At 44.8% G+C, this 18,776-nt stretch carries 18 protein-coding genes, 2 tRNA genes and 1 pseudogene; 9 read left to right on the forward strand and 12 right to left on the reverse strand.

The window, feature by feature from the left end:
- Window positions 1-7 precede the first annotated feature (7 nt).
- The 7 genes from R7Q39_RS04325 to R7Q39_RS04355 form a co-directional block, all read right to left on the reverse strand.
- Window positions 8-1,804, reverse strand: a complete 1,797-nt coding sequence (locus R7Q39_RS04325; protein ID WP_017633962.1) for an aminopeptidase P family protein — start codon at window positions 1,802-1,804, stop codon at window positions 8-10.
- Complete coding sequence (locus R7Q39_RS04330) at window positions 1,804-2,796, reverse strand: ABC transporter ATP-binding protein (protein WP_017633963.1); 993 nt, start codon at window positions 2,794-2,796, stop codon at window positions 1,804-1,806. Before R7Q39_RS04330 ends, R7Q39_RS04325 begins: the two co-directional genes overlap by 1 nt.
- Before the next feature lie 9 nt (window positions 2,797-2,805).
- Window positions 2,806-3,789 (reverse strand): ABC transporter ATP-binding protein, encoded by a 984-nt coding sequence (locus R7Q39_RS04335; RefSeq protein WP_017633964.1) that lies wholly within the window; start codon window positions 3,787-3,789, stop codon window positions 2,806-2,808.
- A 10-nt stretch (window positions 3,790-3,799) separates the two neighbouring features.
- The gene (locus R7Q39_RS04340; RefSeq protein WP_318075803.1) at window positions 3,800-4,732 is read right to left on the reverse strand and encodes an ABC transporter permease subunit; all 933 of its coding nucleotides are present in this window, start codon (window positions 4,730-4,732) and stop codon (window positions 3,800-3,802) included.
- Window positions 4,733-4,741: 9 nt separating this feature from the next.
- On the reverse strand, window positions 4,742-5,662 hold the full coding sequence (gene oppB / locus R7Q39_RS04345) for an oligopeptide ABC transporter permease OppB (protein ID WP_017633965.1): 921 nt from the start codon (window positions 5,660-5,662) through the stop codon (window positions 4,742-4,744).
- Between the two features lie 144 nt (window positions 5,663-5,806).
- Complete coding sequence (locus R7Q39_RS04350) at window positions 5,807-7,417, reverse strand: peptide ABC transporter substrate-binding protein (protein ID WP_017633966.1); 1,611 nt, start codon at window positions 7,415-7,417, stop codon at window positions 5,807-5,809.
- A gap of 264 nt (window positions 7,418-7,681) precedes the next feature.
- Complete coding sequence (locus R7Q39_RS04355) at window positions 7,682-8,788, reverse strand: M20/M25/M40 family metallo-hydrolase (RefSeq protein WP_047100686.1); 1,107 nt, start codon at window positions 8,786-8,788, stop codon at window positions 7,682-7,684.
- A 538-nt stretch (window positions 8,789-9,326) separates the two neighbouring features.
- On the opposite strand from R7Q39_RS04355, the gene hppD reads away from it, so the two are divergent.
- From hppD to R7Q39_RS04395, 8 genes are all read left to right on the forward strand, one after another.
- On the forward strand, window positions 9,327-10,400 hold the full coding sequence (gene hppD / locus R7Q39_RS04360; RefSeq protein WP_005377835.1) for a 4-hydroxyphenylpyruvate dioxygenase: 1,074 nt from the start codon (window positions 9,327-9,329) through the stop codon (window positions 10,398-10,400).
- A complete protein-coding gene (locus R7Q39_RS04365) occupies window positions 10,393-11,523 on the forward strand; it encodes a homogentisate 1,2-dioxygenase (RefSeq protein ID WP_042521907.1) in 1,131 nt (376 codons plus the stop codon). Before hppD ends, R7Q39_RS04365 begins: the two co-directional genes overlap by 8 nt.
- A gap of 9 nt (window positions 11,524-11,532) precedes the next feature.
- Complete coding sequence (locus R7Q39_RS04370; RefSeq protein ID WP_047100685.1) at window positions 11,533-12,570, forward strand: fumarylacetoacetate hydrolase family protein; 1,038 nt, start codon at window positions 11,533-11,535, stop codon at window positions 12,568-12,570.
- A gap of 21 nt (window positions 12,571-12,591) precedes the next feature.
- A complete protein-coding gene (gene maiA / locus R7Q39_RS04375) occupies window positions 12,592-13,260 on the forward strand; it encodes a maleylacetoacetate isomerase (protein ID WP_005377832.1) in 669 nt (222 codons plus the stop codon).
- A gap of 195 nt (window positions 13,261-13,455) precedes the next feature.
- Complete coding sequence (locus R7Q39_RS04380; protein WP_047100684.1) at window positions 13,456-14,115, forward strand: DUF2726 domain-containing protein; 660 nt, start codon at window positions 13,456-13,458, stop codon at window positions 14,113-14,115.
- A 119-nt stretch (window positions 14,116-14,234) separates the two neighbouring features.
- Complete coding sequence (locus R7Q39_RS04385; RefSeq protein ID WP_005377830.1) at window positions 14,235-14,573, forward strand: hypothetical protein; 339 nt, start codon at window positions 14,235-14,237, stop codon at window positions 14,571-14,573.
- A 179-nt stretch (window positions 14,574-14,752) separates the two neighbouring features.
- Window positions 14,753-14,829 (forward strand) — tRNA-Val (locus tag R7Q39_RS04390).
- Window positions 14,830-14,861: 32 nt separating this feature from the next.
- Window positions 14,862-14,938: transfer RNA gene (locus tag R7Q39_RS04395), tRNA-Val, on the forward strand.
- A gap of 259 nt (window positions 14,939-15,197) precedes the next feature.
- Here R7Q39_RS04395 and R7Q39_RS04400 read toward each other — a convergent pair.
- The 5 genes from R7Q39_RS04400 to R7Q39_RS04420 all read right to left on the reverse strand — a co-directional run bounded on the left by R7Q39_RS04400 (window position 15,198) and on the right by R7Q39_RS04420 (window position 18,006).
- On the reverse strand, window positions 15,198-15,428 hold the full coding sequence (locus tag R7Q39_RS04400; RefSeq protein ID WP_017820907.1) for a hypothetical protein: 231 nt from the start codon (window positions 15,426-15,428) through the stop codon (window positions 15,198-15,200).
- A 129-nt stretch (window positions 15,429-15,557) separates the two neighbouring features.
- Window positions 15,558-16,196, reverse strand: coding sequence for a DJ-1/PfpI family protein (locus R7Q39_RS04405; protein ID WP_054574092.1), 639 nt, complete (start codon window positions 16,194-16,196; stop codon window positions 15,558-15,560).
- Between the two features lie 165 nt (window positions 16,197-16,361).
- Window positions 16,362-16,760, reverse strand: coding sequence for a VOC family protein (locus R7Q39_RS04410; protein ID WP_031780991.1), 399 nt, complete (start codon window positions 16,758-16,760; stop codon window positions 16,362-16,364).
- A 205-nt stretch (window positions 16,761-16,965) separates the two neighbouring features.
- Entirely contained in the window at window positions 16,966-17,538 is a 573-nt protein-coding gene (locus tag R7Q39_RS04415; RefSeq protein WP_225466652.1) for a hypothetical protein, read from the reverse strand.
- 192 nt (window positions 17,539-17,730) lie between these two features.
- The gene (locus R7Q39_RS04420; RefSeq protein ID WP_318075804.1) at window positions 17,731-18,006 is read right to left on the reverse strand and encodes a hypothetical protein; all 276 of its coding nucleotides are present in this window, start codon (window positions 18,004-18,006) and stop codon (window positions 17,731-17,733) included.
- 183 nt (window positions 18,007-18,189) lie between these two features.
- Here R7Q39_RS04420 and R7Q39_RS04425 point away from each other — a divergent pair.
- Window positions 18,190-18,776: pseudogene (locus R7Q39_RS04425) on the forward strand (IS5-like element ISVal1 family transposase); the annotation flags it as partial.

Genomic DNA, 18,776 nt, shown 5'->3' on the forward strand with positions numbered 1-18,776 from the left:
TGATATCCTATTTCTCAATAAGTTGGGTTGTGCGTTGAAGCCAGTTTTTATCTTGCGTATCAAGAAAAGGGCTAAGTGCTTGATAGACTCGTGAATGGTAATGATTGAGCCAGTCTAGCTCTGCTTGATCTAGCATTGATAAATCAAGGGCGTTGGTCGCAATTGGAGCAAGAGTGATGGTCTCAAAACCGTAAAACGTGCCGAACTCATTTTGTTCTACTTCTACAACTTTAAGAATGTTCTCTATTCTTACCCCGTACTCACCTTCGCGATAAACGCCTGGCTCATTAGTAATGACCATACCCGGTTTTAGTTCAACCTCGTGGTGGCTTTGCGAGAAATTTTGTGGGCCTTCGTGAACATTCAAGCAAATGCCCACGCCGTGTCCAGTGCCGCACTTGTAATCAATACCATGTTGCCATAAGACGCCACGCGCCATGATATCAAGATTGGCACCCGTAGAGCCTTTCATGAATCGAGTCTGAGTCAGTCGGATGACCGCTTTGAGCACCAAGGTATAATCTTTGCGCTGCTTAATGGTCGGTGACCCGAAGTGGAAAGTACGGGTGATGTCTGTTGTCCCGCCAAGGTATTGGCCACCAGAATCGACGAGAAAGAAGTTGCTTTCATTGACTGCCGCATTGCTTTCTTCATCGGCGGCATAATGCATTTTTGCCCCGTGAGCTGCGAAGCCTGCGATAGTGCGGAAACTGTCACTCACATAATGTCGGGTTTGACGGCGATAGTGATTCAGTTGTGCCTCAGCAGACAATTCTGTAACGAGTCCGCTTGGAACTTGCTCTTCGAGCCAGTTCATAAACCTTACGATTGCCACACCATCATCTGTTAATGCCTGTTCTAGGCTAGTTAGCTCGGTCGCATTTTTTATGGCCTTCATTGCCGTTACAGGGCAAGCCATTGGCTTTAGATTCACATTCCCTTCAATCGAACTCACCAATAAGCTGTCTGTGTGGGTCGGGTTAAAAGCGAGCGATAATCCCTCACATTGCTGATTCAAATACTGACTTACGTAGTTGTAATGGCGAATGTGTACACTCTGATCGGTCAGCGCTCTTTCAACGTCTTGAGGCAGTTTGGCTTTATCAATAAACAGTGTCGCAAGTGATTGCTCTACGACTAGATAGGCTTCAGAAACTGGGCAGTAATTCGTATCACCACCTCGAATATTCATTGTCCACATGACATCATCTAGCGTTGACACTAATAAGCTATCTACTTGGTTCTCGGTTAACCAAGAACGGATTCTCGCTAACTTATTTTCAGTGTCAACGCCAGCAAAAGCGGTGGGGTGCTCGAATACGGGTGCACTTGGGCGAGGTGGTCTTTCAAGCCAAATCGGTGTGAGTAAATCCAGGTCGAGAATGATCTTAATGTTTTTCGCTTCAAAGGTTTGTTTGAGGCCTTGATAAAAAGCGTAACTGATGGCGCGCCCGTCAACCGCGATAATACTGTTTTCTGGTAGCGTGGTAGCCAGCCATTTGGCAACTGTCGGCGTTTCTGGTTGTTTGGCTTTAAACAGTTCAAGTCCTGTGCCGTGTAACTGTTCTTCAGCTTGAATATAGTAACGACCATCAGTCCACAGGCCACCACCTTGTTGGGTAATGACGACATCGCCTGCTGAGCCGGTAAAACCTGAAATCCAGCTTCGCGCTAACCAATGATCCGCTGAGTATTCACTGTTATGTGGGTCATTGTTGGTCACGATATATGCAGACACGTTGTGAAAGGACATTGCCTCACGCAATAACGTAAGGCGTTGGTTTACTGAGTTAGTATTGTTCATTAAATGGTTCCTAAAGTCATATTTGAGCAATAGATATGATGCTGCTCCGAGCCTGTTTTTATTGGGTTCTGTTGCCCGCATACTTCTGTTGCTTCTGGGCATCGAGTACGAAAAACGCAACCGCTCGGTGGGTTAAGTGGAGAAGGAAGATCGCCGGGCAATAGTTGTATTTCACGGTCACGTGCTAATTGCGGATTAGCTATCGGGACAGCAGATAACAGTGCTTTGGTGTAGGGGTGTTGAGCATCATCAAATACTTGATCGTAACGTCCTACTTCCATAGGTTTACCAAGATACATCACCATAACGCGGTCGCTGATATGGCGCACCACGCTTAAGTCATGCGCAATCATCACCAGTGTTAACCCCATTTCTTGTTTAAGATCATCTAGAAGATTGATGACCTGAGCTTGTATGGAGACATCTAGTGCACTAACGGGTTCATCACACACGACCAAATCTGGATTGAGAATTAATGCTCTGGCAATGCCCACACGCTGGCATTGACCTCCGGAAAATTCATGTGGATAGCGGTTTCGCTGGCTCGCCAAGAGACCCACTTTATCCATCATAGCGATGACACGCTTTTCTACCTCTGCCCGTTTAAGCTTTGGCTCGTGGGTGAGCAGTGGTTCGGCGATGCATTCTGAGATGGTTAACCTCGGATTCAAACAAGCGGATGGGTCTTGAAACACCATCTGAAATTCTCTGCGTCGAGAGGAAAGCTCTTTTTTACTAAACCCGAGCATGTCTTGACCTTTCCAAGTCAACTCGCCATGTGTAGGTTCAATTAAGCGAAGTAAGGCGCGAGCAAGTGTTGATTTTCCGCAGCCTGATTCCCCCACAATGCCAAGTGTCTCACCTCGGTAAACATCTAAGTCGATACCATTGACCGCTTTCACGATTTTACGTCGACTTGGAATAAGATGACGTGAAACAGGAAAGTGGACGTTTAAATCACGAGCAGACATGAGGACTTCTTTTTTATTCATAACGCCTCCTTAAGCTTTTATTTGAATGGGAGTGATAACACTGGGTGCTTTAACGTGACAGGCAATGGACTGGCTCGTGTTTAATGGAGAAAACCGTGGGGTTTTGTATTGGCAACGCGTCTCTCGATGCTCGCACCGCTCTTTAAACGGACACCCTTGATGGTTAATCAACGCACTTGGTGGGTTACCTGGGATGGTTGGTAAACGCGGCATATCTTCAGTGATGGAAGGAATCGCCTTTAGCAGGCCTTGAGTGTAGGGGTGCGCAGGTTGAGCGAACAATGTCTCGGTATCTGATTGCTCCATTTTTTGACCACCATACATGACCAATACGCGATCACACATCTCGGCGACGACGCCCATATCGTGAGTGATCAGTAAAATAGCCGTATTGAACTCTTGTTGTAAGTCTCGTAATAGCGTCAAAATTTGAGCTTGAACGGTTACATCTAACGCGGTGGTTGGTTCGTCTGCAATTAACAACTCGGGCTTACACAACAAGGCCATCGCTATCATGATTCGCTGACGCATTCCGCCAGATAATTCGTGAGGGTATTGATTCATCCTAGTTTCGGGAGAGGGAATACGCACCGCATCCAACATGTGAATCGATTCAATTTTTGCTTGTTTTCGGGTCATTCCTTTATGAATCATGAGAACTTCACAAAGCTGTTTGCCAATTTTCATAAATGGGTTGAGTGACGTCATCGGATCTTGAAAGATCATTCCGATTTTCTCTGCACGGATGCGGTTGAGCTGCTTTTTAGACATCGCGAGTAAATCATCACCGTGGAACATTGCGCTTCCAGACACGGCGCCGTTATCCGCGGTTAACCCCATTAATGCGAAAACAGACTGGCTTTTTCCCGAACCTGATTCCCCAACAATCCCAAGAGTTTCGCCCGCTTTAATCGAGTAGGAGAGATTACTGACCGCTTGCACTTGCCCATCTGGCGTATCGAAGCGCACGTTCATGTTTTCAATAGATAGCATGGGTTTGTCCTTATCGGTCTTTCGGGTCAAGAGCATCACGCAAGCCATCTCCGATGAAGTTAAAACAAAAGAGGGTGGCAACTAAAAACAGAGAGGGAAAAAGCAGCATCCACAATGCAACGTCAATCGTTTTTGCGCCTTCGGAAATTAGGATTCCCCAGCTCGTGTCTGGTGGTTGAACACCAAGCCCTAAGAAGCTCAAAAACGATTCGAACATAATGAATCCTGGTACCATTAAGGAGGAATAAACCATCACGATCCCAAGCACATTAGGCAGAACATGGCGTCGGACAATTGTCAATTTAGAAACCCCAATAGAGTGTGCGGCTTCGATGAACTCTCGCTTTTTTAGACCGAAGGTGACACCACGTACAACACGGGCAATGCCCAGCCAAGATACCATTCCGATCACGATAAAAATCAGGTAGATGTTGTTGCCAAAAAGGGTAACAAACAGGATAACCATAAACATAAATGGCACCGAATCGAGCACCTCAATAATGCGCATCATTACGCTATCGACAACGCCGCCAAGATAGCCGGAAATACTTCCCCAAATCGTACCAATAACAATGGCGACTAAGGCGCCAACAAAACCTACCAAAATAGAGAGCCTGCCACCTTGCATCGTGCGAGCGAAGACATCTTGCCCGAGATCATCGGTACCAAAGTAATGGCCACTGCTCAGTGAAGGTTTCCCTAGCTCGTATGGATCGATGAGCACTTCCCAGTCAATTTCATCATGGCCAAAAGCGGCAAGAGAGGGGCCGAAAGTGATGCATAAGGTAATGAAAGCCAAAACATACACTGATGTCATCGCGGCTCTGTTTTTACGAAATCGAGTCCATGCATCCTGCCAAAGACTGCGACCTTCGACGGCTTCAATATTGTCGACGACTTGATCTTGAAGAGCTTGTGTATCCAGTTTTTTGATCGTTAACATACCGGACTCCTAAACGCGTATACGAGGGTCGATAATCGTATATAGCAAGTCGACCACAAGGTTAAAGAAGATAGTGAGTGAAGCGACAATCAGAGTAATGCCCATTACTAGGCCGTAGTCGCGGTTGAGAGCCCCAGACACAAAGTGTTGTCCCATGCCACCTGTACCAAAGAAAATGTCGATAATTACCGAGCCTGTCACGACAGACACAAACGCAGGGCCGAGCATCGCAACGACGGGAATCAGGGATGGTCGCAAAGCGTGATGGAATAAAATGTAGGTTGTGGACAAACCTTTGGCCTTTGCCGTTCGAATGTATGGTTGGTTGAGTGTTTCAATCATTGCGCCACGCATGACGCGTGCAATACTCGCAATGGAGCCAATCGCTAGGCTGAGCACGGGAAGAACAAGAAAAGCCAGCTTTCCTCCTTCCCAACCACCAGCAGGGAACCAGCCGAGCTGAATAGCGAAGATCATGACTAAAACTGGAGCAAGCACGAAAGCCGGAACTACAACTCCAGTCATCGAAAGTGTCATCAGGCCGTAATCTAGGCGGCTATTTCGGTTCAATGCCGCAATAGTGCCAAGCAACATGCCAAGTGGAACGGAAATACAAAAGGAGAGTACGCCTAATACTGCTGAAACTGGCCATGATTGTGCGACGAGCTGTGTAACACTGAAGTCTTGATAAACGAAGCTCGGACCGAGATCTCCTTGTATGAAATTACCAATGTAAATCCAAAACTGAGTAACGAAGGGCTGGTCCAAATGGAATTTTGCTTCGATATTCGCACGTACCACCTCTGGCATAGGCCGTTCCATATCAAATGGCCCCCCTGGTGCAATGTGCATCAGCCAAAATGATATGAGTGCGATGAATAGAAGCGTGGGGATAGCGATAGCTAATCGCTTAACAATGTACCAAATCATGATCCATCATCCTTTGGTCATCCGAAATCACTTCGAACGGTTATGAATAAAAAATGGTCTGAGCTCAGGTTGCCTTCTCCACCGAGAGATATGAGGAACGGCAAGTAAACATTGAACTTGCCGACTCAGACCGAAAACATGCTTTTAGTGGGCTTTTACATAGACATTCTTGCGGTAGTACGACGACTCAGGGTTTGTCAGTTCGTAGCCGCCCACGTAAGGCTTGATGAGGTATTGATCGTTACCCGGACGATAAATAGGAATAATGGCCATGTCTTCAATCAGCATGCTTTCTGCTTGTAGATACAGTTCTGATGGGTTGCTCATGGTCTTTGAGCGAGCCATTAACTCGTCGTATTGCGGGTTGTTATAACGAGAATCGTTGTACTCGCCACTAGAAACGAAGATATCCAACCATGTAGAGGCTTCATTGTAGTCGGCCGTCCAGCCGCCGCGAGTAATGTCGGTCGGCTCTTTAAGTGCGTAGAACACTTTCGGTTCTAGCTGTTTTATTGTGACTTGCGCACCCAAACGGCTTTTCCACATACCTGCCATGGTCGTTGCCATTTTTACGTCCATCGAGAAAGTTGGTACGGTAAACGTCAACTTAAGCGGATTGCTTTTATCGTATCCAGCTTCTGACAGTAATTGCTGCGCTTTTTCGATACGTTTATGACGGTTCCAAGTTGCGAACTCAGGAGTGTGAGATTTAAAACCATCTGTTTGAGGTGGCACAAGGGTATACATTGGAACCCCACCGTTTCTCAAGATAGCACTCGTTAACAGTTGACGGTCAATGGCATATGAGAGGGCTTTACGGACCCGCACGTCTTTTGTTGGTCCTTGTTGAGTGTTGAGGTAATAGAATGTGGAGCCAAGAGACGCACTGGTGCTTGCCACTTCTTGTGGGCGTTGTTGAATTAACTTTTTCTTCTGAGCGGCAGGAATGGAAACCGCTTGGTCTATCTCACCGGCTAGGTAGCGGTTTAGCACTACGTTTGCATCACCAATTGGTAGCCAGGTGACTTTTTCCAGCACTACATTGCTTGCGTCCCAGTAATGTGGGTTTTTAACCATCACCAGTTTTTCGTTAACTTTCCATTCAGAGACAGTAAACGCACCATTTGTAACGATATGCTCAGGCTGGGTCCAACGGTTGCCATGTTTTTCAACGGTCGCTTTGTGAACGGGGGCAAGCACTGGATGACTTAATAGTTTCGTAAAGAAGGGAATAGGCTCTTCGAGTGTTACCTGGAATGTTTTTTCATCCAGCGCCTTCACGCCCAAGGACTCGGGTTCGGCTTCGCCCTTCATAATCGCTTGCGAGTTTTCGATATTTGGAATGGCCGCAAACCAAGCGTAGGGTGAAGCAGTGCTTGGATTCAGTAAGCGTTGCCAGCTGTAGACAAAATCTTGTGCAGTGACCGTTTCGCCATTTGACCATTTTGCATCACGTAAGTGGAAGGTATAAACCGTATTGTTGTCATTGACTGACCAAGACTCAGCAACACCAGGAATGGTTTTACCTTGCTTATCTTGAATGACCAGACCTTCAAACAGGTCTCGACCGAGATTAAAAGCGGGCTCTGCAGCTTGCTTGGCTGGGTCAATAGAAGTAACTTCAGCCCCATTGTTTAGCGTAATTTCTTGTGTCTCATCGAGGGTCACACCCGAGGGATACGGCACGGCATAGCTTGATGTTGCCAGTATTGGACTCATCATCGACGCTAATAAAAGCAACTTAGGTAATTTCATCCTTGTCTCACTCTTTTCATCCTGAAAGATGCCAGAAATGTATATTGTATAAATTGTCTACACAATCGAGTTTTAACATTACTGTAACAGGGTGTCAGGTGTTGAGCTGTCTAGTCTCAAAAAGTGAGCTAGGGGAATTTCTTTGAAGATCTGATATCAAGTTGGCATGACGGGAAGTAATTTTGCTTCGATACAAATTAAAATCCCCTTCAAGCACAGGCTAGAAGGGGAAGATAGTCAGTCTGCTCTTCAAAAGGCATGACGTTAACTGACTAGGAAATGTTTCACGAACTCAGTGATTTTGACCATATCACTTACCGCGATAAACTCTTCTGTCGTGTGTACTTTTGCCATGCCAGTTGAAAGGTTGACCGTTGTGAGACCTTTCTTGTTAAAGTTGTTGGCATCGCTACCGCCGCCAGTGCCTTTTGTGAAGGCGTCAATTCCTAACTCTGAAAACGCTGCTTTTATAGCGTTTACGTGTGGGTGGTTTTCTTCAATAACAAAAGCGTCGTAGGCTCGGCTAGATTCAATGTCGACTTCTGCACCGTGTTTTTCACAGACAGACTCTAATGTTGAGATCATATGATTGACCTGAGCATCTAGTTTATCGCCATTCAGGGAGCGTGCTTCTGCCACGATTTTTAATTCAGGCATAACAATGTTTGTGGCCTGACCGCCGTTAACCATACCGATGTTGGCTGTCGTTTCTTCGTCGATGCGAAGCAGCTTCATTTGGTTGATGGCATCTGCCGCCACCATGATCGCACTGATGCCTTCTTCTGGCGCAAGCCCTGCGTGTGCTGGTCGACCTTTGATTTTTGCCATGATCTTTTGCTGGCCTGGGGCTGCGGTCACAATGGTGCCAATAGGGCCACCCGTATCTAACACGATTGCTTCCGTTGAAGTGACGTGTGACATATCGAAGTATTGTGAACCGAATAAACCGCCTTCTTCATACACGGTGAAAGCAAGTTCTAACGTTTTGTGCTCACGGTTTTCCGCTTGAATACAACGAACGGCTTCCATGATGGCAGCAATACCAGATTTATCATCGCCACCGAGAATCGTATGGCCTTTTGAACGGATAATGCCGTCTTCGATGAGTGGCTCAATGCCAATACCTGGAGTGACCGTATCCATATGACAGCTCATTAGGATAGAGCCGTCTTTTTTGCCGTCTAAACGGGCGTACACGTTAAAACCGTTAGAAATGTGCTCAGGCACTGGAAGCTTGTGCACGGTAAAGCCTAGCTCGCCTAGCTGTTCTGCCAGTGTTTCTGCAATTTGTTTTTCGTTTTTTGATTCGCTGTCGATACGTACTAGTTGGCAAAAGTGTTCAACTAAGCGTTCTTGATTAATGTGCGTCATTAGATGTCTCTTTTTCTGATCGAGCGTGAAGCCTTGTGGCTCGGCTCGAAAGGGAACAGAGCACCACTTATGGCATAGTTACTTTTGAATAAAACTGAGGTGAATCAATAAAGGGGTATCCATGACACGATTCTGACCGATGAGCCTTTCGAACTGTATGAAGCGTCACGAAACATTACTTTTGATGTTTTGCAGGAGCAAATGAATAAATCGGATAGAGATAGGGGGCAATAGATTTTCCATCCCCTTTTACTTTTTGAGTTACGTTGCCAAGATAAAATGCCAAAGTAACAACTTGTTTACATTTTATGTGATGGCGTAAAGCCGAAAATATCAATCTAATATATTGAAAGTAAGCAGTTTATTTAATGTTTACAAAAGTGGATTCGACGCGCACTCTTCGTGTAACATATATTTTACAATTGTGCGTAAAAATCGCCAAGATAAAGATTTCTCCCCACGTATTCCAATTTCTCAATACCTGCGCCAAGTTAGAAAAATAAGTCCAAACAAAAGCTACTGAGACAAGGAGAAAGTCATGGTTGATGCATATAACCCATTAGGAACAGACGGATTTGAGTTTGTTGAATATACCGCTGCTGACAACAAAGGCATTCAACAGCTTAAAGATCTGTTTATATCGTTAGGTTTTGCGGAGATTGCAAAGCATCGCTCAAAAGAAGCGTGGTTATATCGACAAGGTGACATTAGCTTTATTGTGAATGCGCAGCCGCATAGCCAAGCTGAGGGATTCGCCAAAGTTCACGGTCCGTCGGTTTGTGGCATGGCATTTCGTGTGAAAGACGCCACCGTTGCTCTGGCGCATGCGTTAGAGAATGGCGGTAAAGAATATAAAACGGAAATTGGGCCGATGGAGCTTAGCATTCCTGCTATTTATGGCATCGGTGAAAGCTTGCTTTATTTTGTCGATCGTTATGGAAAGCAGAGCATTTATGATGTCGATTTTCGTTTTTATGATGATGCTGATGAGCGTTTATCAAAAGCGAATGTTGGTCTTTACGAAATCGACCACTTAACGCACAACGTTAAGCAAGGCAACATGGATGTCTGGTCAGGTTTCTATGAGCGCATTGGTAACTTCCGCGAAATTCGTTATTTCGATATCGAAGGTAAGCTGACTGGTCTTGTCAGCCGTGCGATGACCGCACCTTGCGGCAAAATCCGAATTCCTATCAATGAGTCGTCAGATGATAAATCACAGATTGAAGAGTTTATCCGTGAATACAATGGCGAAGGTATTCAACACATCGCATTGACCACTGACGACATCTACGAAACGGTCAAAACCTTGCGTGAGCGAGGCATGGACTTTATGCCAACGCCAGATACTTATTACGAGAAAGTCGATCAGCGTGTTGAAGGCCACGGCGAAGATGTAAGCAAGCTTCGTGATTTGCAGATTCTTATTGATGGTGCGCCAACGAAAGATGGCATCTTGCTACAAATCTTTACTCAAACCGTTATCGGCCCTGTGTTCTTCGAAATCATCCAACGTAAAGGCAATGAAGGCTTTGGCGAGGGTAACTTCAAAGCGTTGTTTGAATCGATAGAAGAAGACCAAATTCGCCGAGGAGTATTGAGCGATGCATAAATGGATCACATTCCCTCATCGGGAGGGAGTGTGCTCTAAACAAGCACATGCTGACTTCCCGGAAGAGGCAATTTATGAACGTGAGGCAGGTCGAAGTGGCTTCTTCGGCCCCGCAACACATTTTCATCATCAACATGCCCCAACGGGGTGGTCTGAGTGGGAGGGCGAGCTACGTCCACGAGCGTTCGATTTTAATCTAGTGGAGAAAGCCAGCCATATTACCCCGTGGGCAGTCCCGCATCTATTACACAACGCGAATTGTAAAGTTCGTGTTTGGCGTATGGATGAAAAAATGGACTTCTTGGTGAGAAACGCTGATGGCGACGAACTGCTATTCATCCACCAAGGTACGGCAGATCTCTACTGTGATTATGGTCATTTGAAAGTGAGCGAAGGGGATTATGTCATGATCCCTCGCTCAACGAGCTGGCGTTTAGAGCCAAGCGAGCCGATGTTCATTCTGATGATCGAAAACACCGATGCGGCTTATACATTGCCCGAAAAAGGCATGGTTGGAAACCACGCGGTGTTTGATCCGGCGGTTTTAGAAACGCCGTCGATCAACGATCAGTTCCGTGCTCAATATTCTGAGAATCAAACACAGGTTCAGGTGAAACGCCACGATAAAGTCAGTGTTATCACTTACCCATTCAACCCGTTGGATGCGATTGGGTGGCATGGTGATTTGGCGGTAGTAAAAGTGAACTGGCGTGATATTCGTCCACTTATGTCACATCGTTACCATTTACCGCCTTCTGCACATACTACATTTGTAGGAGCAGGATTTGTGGTGTGTACCTTCGTTCCTCGTCCAATTGAAAGTGATCCTGGAGCGCTCAAAGTACCGTTCTACCACAACAATGACGATTATGACGAAGTCTTGTTCTACCATGCAGGTGATTTTTTCAGCCGTGACAACATTGAAGCGGGCATGGTGACATTCCATCCAGCAGGATTTACACATGGCCCTCACCCGAAAGCTTTCAAAGCAGGGCGAGAGCATAAGAAGACTTTTGCCGACGAAGTCGCGGTCATGATTGATACGCGTCACGCACTTCAGTTTTCGGATGAGCTGGAAAAAGTAGAAAACAAAGAATACGTCTATAGCTGGCAAGAGAAGTAAGAGGCAAGGATGAAATTAGCAACCAAGAAAAATGGCACTCGTGACGGTTTGTTGATGGTCGTGAGCAAAGACTTAACGCGCTGCGTACCTGCGACAGAAATTTTCCACCCTATGAACTTAGCACCGACGATGCAGGTGGCGCTTGATAACTGGGATACGCTAGCACCGCAACTGGAAGAGCTATACGTTGCACTGAACAATGGCACGGTTGCAGGGTATGAAGAGTTTGAAGCGCACTACTGTGAGTCGCCGCTTCCTCGCGCTTATCAGTGGGCTGATGGCAGTGCTTACGTAAACCACGTTGAGTTGGTTCGAAAAGCTCGCGGCGCTGAAATGCCAGAGAGTTTTTGGACGGACCCGTTGATGTACCAAGGAGGCTCTGATGCCTTTATTGGACCTTGTGACAACATCGAGTTTGCGAGTGATGAATGGGGTATTGATTTCGAAGGTGAAGTTGCTGTGGTAACTGGTGACGTACCAATGGGCGCGAGTGTTGCAGAGGCTCAGGAGTCGATTCGTTTGATCATGCTGGTGAATGATGTCTCACTACGTGGCCTAATTCCGGCAGAGTTAGCTAAAGGGTTTGGTTTTTTCCAATCTAAACCTTCTTCTGCGTTTTCTCCTGTGGCAGTAACACCTGACGAACTCGGCGAAGCGTGGTACGAAAACAAAGTGCATTTACCATTGCTCTCGACCTACAACCACAAGCCGTTTGGTCGCCCAAATGCGGGTATCGATATGACGTTTGATTTCGCAGACTTAATTGTTCATGCGACTAAAACGCGCCCGCTATCTGCTGGGGCAATTATAGGTTCTGGCACGGTATCTAATAAGCAAGGCACCGAACATGGCACTTCGATTGAGGAGGGTGGTGTTGGTTATTCATGTATCGCGGAAGTTCGCATGATTGAAACCATTCGTGATGGTAAGCCGTCGACTAACTTTATGTCGTTTGGAGATTCAATCAGATTGGAAATGTTCGATGCGGATGGCAACAACATATTCGGTTCGATTGACCAACAAGTTAGCCAATATCTCAAGCACTAATAGTGCTGGTTGGGAGACGATATGAGCGATAGCATGATTTTATACGGATACTGGCGATCATCGGCGGCGTATCGTGTGCGTATTTGCTTGAATCTTAAAGAGTTATCGTATGATTCAAAATCGGTACACTTGGTGCGCAATGGTGGCGAACAACACAGTGACGAGTACCATGAGTTAAACGCTTCTGAACTGGTTCCTTTGCTGGTGGATGGGGAGGTTCAGTTAACCCAGTCACTGGCGATCATTCAATACTTAGAAGAACACTACCCGGATGTCACCGTGATCCCCGAGCAAACGCCGCTTCGATACCAAGCGCTAGCTTTGGCTCAGGATATTGCAATGGAGATTCATCCCCTGAATAACTTAAGAGTTCTACAGTATTTAGAGGGGGAGTTAGCTTGCGAGCCAGAGCGCAAAGTCGCTTGGATTCATCACTGGATCCACAAAGGTTTTACGGCATTAGAAGAGAAACTTCAGAAGCATCGTAAACTAAATGGTGATTGTAAGTTTAGCCTGACAAGCTCGCCATCTATTGTCGATATTTGTCTGGTACCACAATTTTATAACGCACAACGCTTTGGTGTAGATACCTCTCTTTATCCAACCATTAACGCTGTTGTGCAGTCATGCAATCAACTGCCAGCTTTTATTGATGCGATGCCAGAGAATCAGCCAGACGCTAATAGTTGATTCTTAGCATACATAATGTATTAAAAAAATTTAAACGAGCCAATCCAAGTGTGTGATTGGCTTGTTTTTATTGGTGAGCAAAATTTTCTGTTTCTCGCTATCGTCGTGGCGCCTCAAAATTGCGAGGTTTTGTTGCTCTGCATAACATTTCCATTTACGCTTTGAGCAACGAGTTGTTTTGGATGCACTTTATTTATGACCAACATTTTTATCATTGTTGTTCTTCTGGTTTTATTCTTCTTTGTTATTCAAAAGTACGTGATTAAGCACGATGACACGCGTGATTATCCTTATCGCTCGAAAGGCCCTCTGCTCAGAGGTCAAGAGGGTGCGTTCTATAATGCGTTAAGAGCGGCGGTAGGGGAGCATGCCGTAGTATTCGCGAAAGTAAACATGTCCAGTTTGGTTACGCCAAAAGAAATCAAAAATAAGAAGCAGTTTTTTGTCGCGAACAATCGTATATCTCGAAGCTATTTTGATTACGTTATTTGTGACCCAAGGACACTAGAGCCGCGCGTTATCGTTGAATTGGATAATGGGCAGGAGCTAAACAAGGGTAAGATAGAAAGACAAAAGTTATTGATTCATGTTTGTAAGACGGCCAACCTGCCTTTAATTGGCGCCTCGGTAAAGCACAGTTATCAAGTTGGGCGATTACGTCGTTTGCTTGCGGCACACATTGATTTGATTGAGCCTGATAAAGAAGTGCGCTTTTGCAAAAAATGCGGCAGTCCGATGATCATTAAAACCGCAAGCCAAGGTGAGTTCAAAGGGAGACGTTTCTTTACTTGTAGCCGTCAGCCGAATTGTACATACACCGAAAATTATAACGTTGTGTTTGAGGCGGACGACTAAACACGACAATTAACCTGCAGAAATAAGGGGCTTTGATTAGAGATGATCAAAGCCTTTTTTGTATCTGTCCTCAAGGCAAGACCTATACTTTGAAAAAGAGTGCAGAATAGGGCAGCCATATGCGATACGGATGGATTTTGTCAGCATTGTTCATCGCATCTAATGTTAGTGCGATACCTAATTTGAAACCACTAGAGTGTGAATTGACAGAGACACCCCAAGATCATTTCTTGTTTTACCGAGAGCAAATGGTTTACCACAGTGAGCAGTTTGTCATATTTCAAAACTTCAAAGGCAGGGTGAGCACTCAAGTGGATGTTAAAACAGGAGAGTTGATCCGTACAACCTATATCGGCGAACCATTTAAACCTAAATATCAGATTTTGTTTGGTACTTGCCCTAAGGTATCGCAAACCTTACAGATTTGGATGCTCAGTGAAGTGCCTTACGACAATTAAGTGAGATAATAAAAGTTATATAGATCACACTTTTAAACCCTACAGGCCCAGTTCTTGTCGATAAAATCATCTGAAAACGCGTGTTGAGTTTACATTTTCGCCAAACGGTTCAAAGTTGGCAAATTTGTGCTTGCACCGTCGTTCGCTTATAGCTAATATCCTCGTCGTTCCAGAGAAATGCGTCCGTAGCTCAGCTGGTTAGAGTATCGCCTTGACATGGCGGGGGTCGGTGGTTCGAGTCCACTCGGACGCACCATTCTGAATTGAATGGTTAGGAACACAAAATTTGGGTCCGTAGCTCAGTTGGTTAGAGTACTACCTTGACATGGTAGGGGTCGGCGATTCGAGTTCGCCCGGACCCACCAAATTTTAGAAAAAGCCCACCTTTTGGTGGGCTTTTTTGTGTCTGTAATTCATTGATACTCAAGTAAAACTACTTCTTTTCTTGTCCCTTGTTTTTGCTCTGCTTTAGCCCCTTGTTAGAGATAAAAGCGCACTACTTGATCCGCAACACTACCTCAAAACCCTAAATGCAATGCATAAGGTGTATACGCTTCAAACCCACTAGAGCCGTCTATAAATTATGTTGCGTGCCACCAGCCGTGGCATTAGAGACACTGACTATTAATCTAAATTATCTGGCGTGTGAAGATTGGTGCCGCATATTGTACATTTGTAGTCACCAGTCGCTTCGCCTTCCATTAATGAGCTAATTATTGCTGCAAATAGACCTGAGAAGAAACCTTTAGCTTTTTTCTCGGTCTTTTCCTGCGCTTTAGAGAAGCTTTCGTACCGATGTAGCGTTACTTCTTTACAATTACAGCAAAACGCTCTTGTCTCTTCAGAACCGTACATTTTTACCAATTGATTTACTCCCTGTAAGTTAATTTCCCCAAGTGGCGTTATGTTCAAGGGTAAGTCACACAAGACTGATGTGTGACTTACCCTAAACACTAAAACTAACGTAATGTAAAACACCACATGTTATGAATGATTATTTAACGCCTTGTTATCCGAGCTTGCTAACTCTGCTGATTGAATAGTTGTGGCAATAAGCTCTTCAAATAGCTCTAATTGCCCAGCAGGTATCAATTGATTTTGTATAGCTTTTCGTTTGTTTGAGTCAAATAGCCGTTCTGTTAACCAACCAATTAGATACATCAGTGAAAGACAGCCACCGGCCGTCGCTACATTACCGTCTATCACGAGAGGCAGATCCTGAACATCTCCTCCCATACTTTGTAGAACAGCCTTTGCATCTGGGTTTGTTGTTAATCGCTTGCCTTTTAGTAAACCGAGTTCATGGAGGATGAATGATCCCGCACAAATCGAACCTATTAGCTGCCTATTTGGATCAAGATTCAACGCCGACATAAATTCAGCATCTTTTAAAGCGGCTGGAATACCCCGTTTGCCGCTTGTAATAAGAACGACATCTTGATTCGTCACCTCAGAAAGGTGTCCGTCTGTTTTAACTTTCATACCGAGGTGGGAATGATGTTCAGATTTAGTTCCAAGTATACTTACTGTCCAACTGTCGGTTGTGCGCCCCAGCAAGTCATACATAAGAAAGAAATCGACATCCGTGAAATCATCAAATAAAACAACGCCGATTTTATACATAACATTTATCCTTTTGGACTTACTCGTAAGTCGCAAAATCTGTAGTAGGAGGGGAGGGGCATTCGATACACAAGCTTCTGCTAAGCACCTTAAATACCAAAGGCGGTGCAAACTAACAATGCCATGTGTACCAAATCCCTATTATAAAACTTTGTTATGTTTGTTTTATGAGCCCGCCCAGAAAAACTCAACCCTAATACCACTTGGGTCGTAACACATTAAATGTTTTGCGGGTCCTGTTTTAACAAGCTCGGGACCAAACTCAATTTCGATTCCCGACGCCATAAATTGATCACGCAACTCATAGAGTTGCTTCTCAGTCTCTACGAGTAAAGCTAAGTGATGCAAACCAATATTCGTTTTTCTGTCAAATGGAGTGGCGGCATCAGCCTTAGCCGCCCATAGTGTAAGCATGATATGCCCATCACTCACAAATATTGCCGGGTAGTCTGGATTTCTTTTTACTTCACTCCAACCTAATTGTTCAGTGAAAAACTTCGCGCTTGCTTCTAGGTTAGATACGGTTAAACCTACGTGGTGTATGCCTTTTGTTAACACAGTCACTTTGTTTCCTTACTCGTTTTAATGGCTATCAAACAAAGATAACTCGATAAAAAGTAAGCATCAATACACATATATTGATTAACTTCGTCAATCTATTCGAATACGGTAATCCAACTGGAAACATAACATTGTAAACAAGAAACCCAATCTTGAACTAAAAATTAAACTTAGAGTTCATTCTTAAGTCCTGTATTAATCAAATACATTAATAGCCATAATATTTAAGCCAGCCTATAGGGCATATCATTCCATTAAAGGTTTGAATGTTCTTATTCAAGCTAACGTCTTCCAATTTGTAACAGTGAACAACATTACTAGTCGAAGTAGATGCTGGTGTTGAATACGTCACAGGTTTAGAAGCGTTTGCTTTATGTATTTCATGTGCTCGCTGTTGGTCTATCGCCACTTGATTCTTATGATTGTTAACTTCTCGCAATCCAGATTCTAGGGGTAGGTGCCAATCCTTACATGTTGTTCCTAAACCATCATTCTGAGACTGATATTCTGATAACGCTACACGAGCTTCATTTACCGACTGATCGATATCGGACTGATCGACTAGCCAAGTAGAAAAAGAATAGTTAATGGCCTCTCGATAGTTTACCGATTGCTCTAAGCTATAAGCATCGGAATGAAAACAGGCCTCTACCACTGCCCATTGAGTCGATAGGTTTGATAATACGTTTTCAGGTATAGGCTGTAGCTGGCTTTGCGTAGACTGGCAACCGGCTAGAAGAAAAGGGACAGGGAGTAGTTTTAGAAAAAATTTTTGGTTCATTTTAATCTTAAAATTAATGCAATCTTTTTCATTATCATAATACAGGACGATTGAAGAAAGTAGCATTTCTATCAGTAAGGGAATGTGGCTAACGCACTGATAAGGTGTGAGTAAAGCGATATCAAAGCCCTCAACACACCTTAACTACGAATACTACCGCATAACAAAGATGCTATGCGGTAACGGTAGTATTCAGGCTTGAACAGTTTGTCGCACGTTGCTCTCGCCTGACAGCACGGAAATTCTCTCAAAATCTCGACTCGGAAAGTCAGGATCTACGTACACAAACATACGACTTATTATTTTTCCTTCAAACTCAAATACACTACAAAAACGCCCTGTGGAAACTTTGTTGTCCGGCCAAGAGGTACCATCACTCATTACGCCGCCTTCCTGTCCTTCAACAATGACCTTGTTTCCAGCAGTCGTTATTTGAAAGCCGTCTATGTCGTGCCAGATACTAATCAACGAGCTACCAATCCTATTGCCAAACTCCACTAAGGCACTCTTTCCTTTCGCTTGCCCAAATTTAGGAAAGAAAAAGTCAACATCCTCTGAGAATAGATCCAGATGGCTTTGTTGCTTAAATCGATGGAACTAAATCAAAAAGATACGATCTGATCGGCTACACCCATCAAGCATCGTAGCCTCATGCCTAAACCTCGTTACAAAACAACTAACTGGAAGCAGTACAACAAAGCCTTAATCAACCGTGGTTCTCTGACCTTTTGGATTGATGAGGAAGCGATAGCCGAGTGGAAGCAAAACAAACAAGGCAAGCGTGGTAGACCTCGCCGATTCAGCGACTTAGCCATTACTACCGCTCTGATGGTGAAACGCGTTTTCTCTATGCCATTGAGAGCGCTGCAAGGTTTTTTAGAGTCCGTATTTAAGCTGGCTAACATCCCGCTTGTTTGCCCACACTACACCTGTATAAGCCGCCGAGCTAAGGAAGTTGAGGTTTCATTTAAAACCAAAACCAGAGGTGCGATACAACATCTGGCAATTGATGCCACTGGCCTCAAGGTTTATGGCGAAGGTGAATGGAAGGTCAAGAAGCATGGAACTGATGGGAAGCGAAGAGTCTGGCGTAAGCTGCATATCGCGGTAGATACAAGCACCCACGAAATAGTCGCAGCAGAGCTGAGCTTATCTAACGTCACTGATGCCGAAGTGCTCCCCAACTTACTCAAGCAGACACGTCGTAAAATCATTGAGATATCAGGCGATGGCGCTTA

This window comes from Vibrio sp. 947, assembly GCF_033339115.1.
GTDB classification, from domain to species: Bacteria; Pseudomonadota; Gammaproteobacteria; order Enterobacterales; family Vibrionaceae; genus Vibrio; species Vibrio alginolyticus.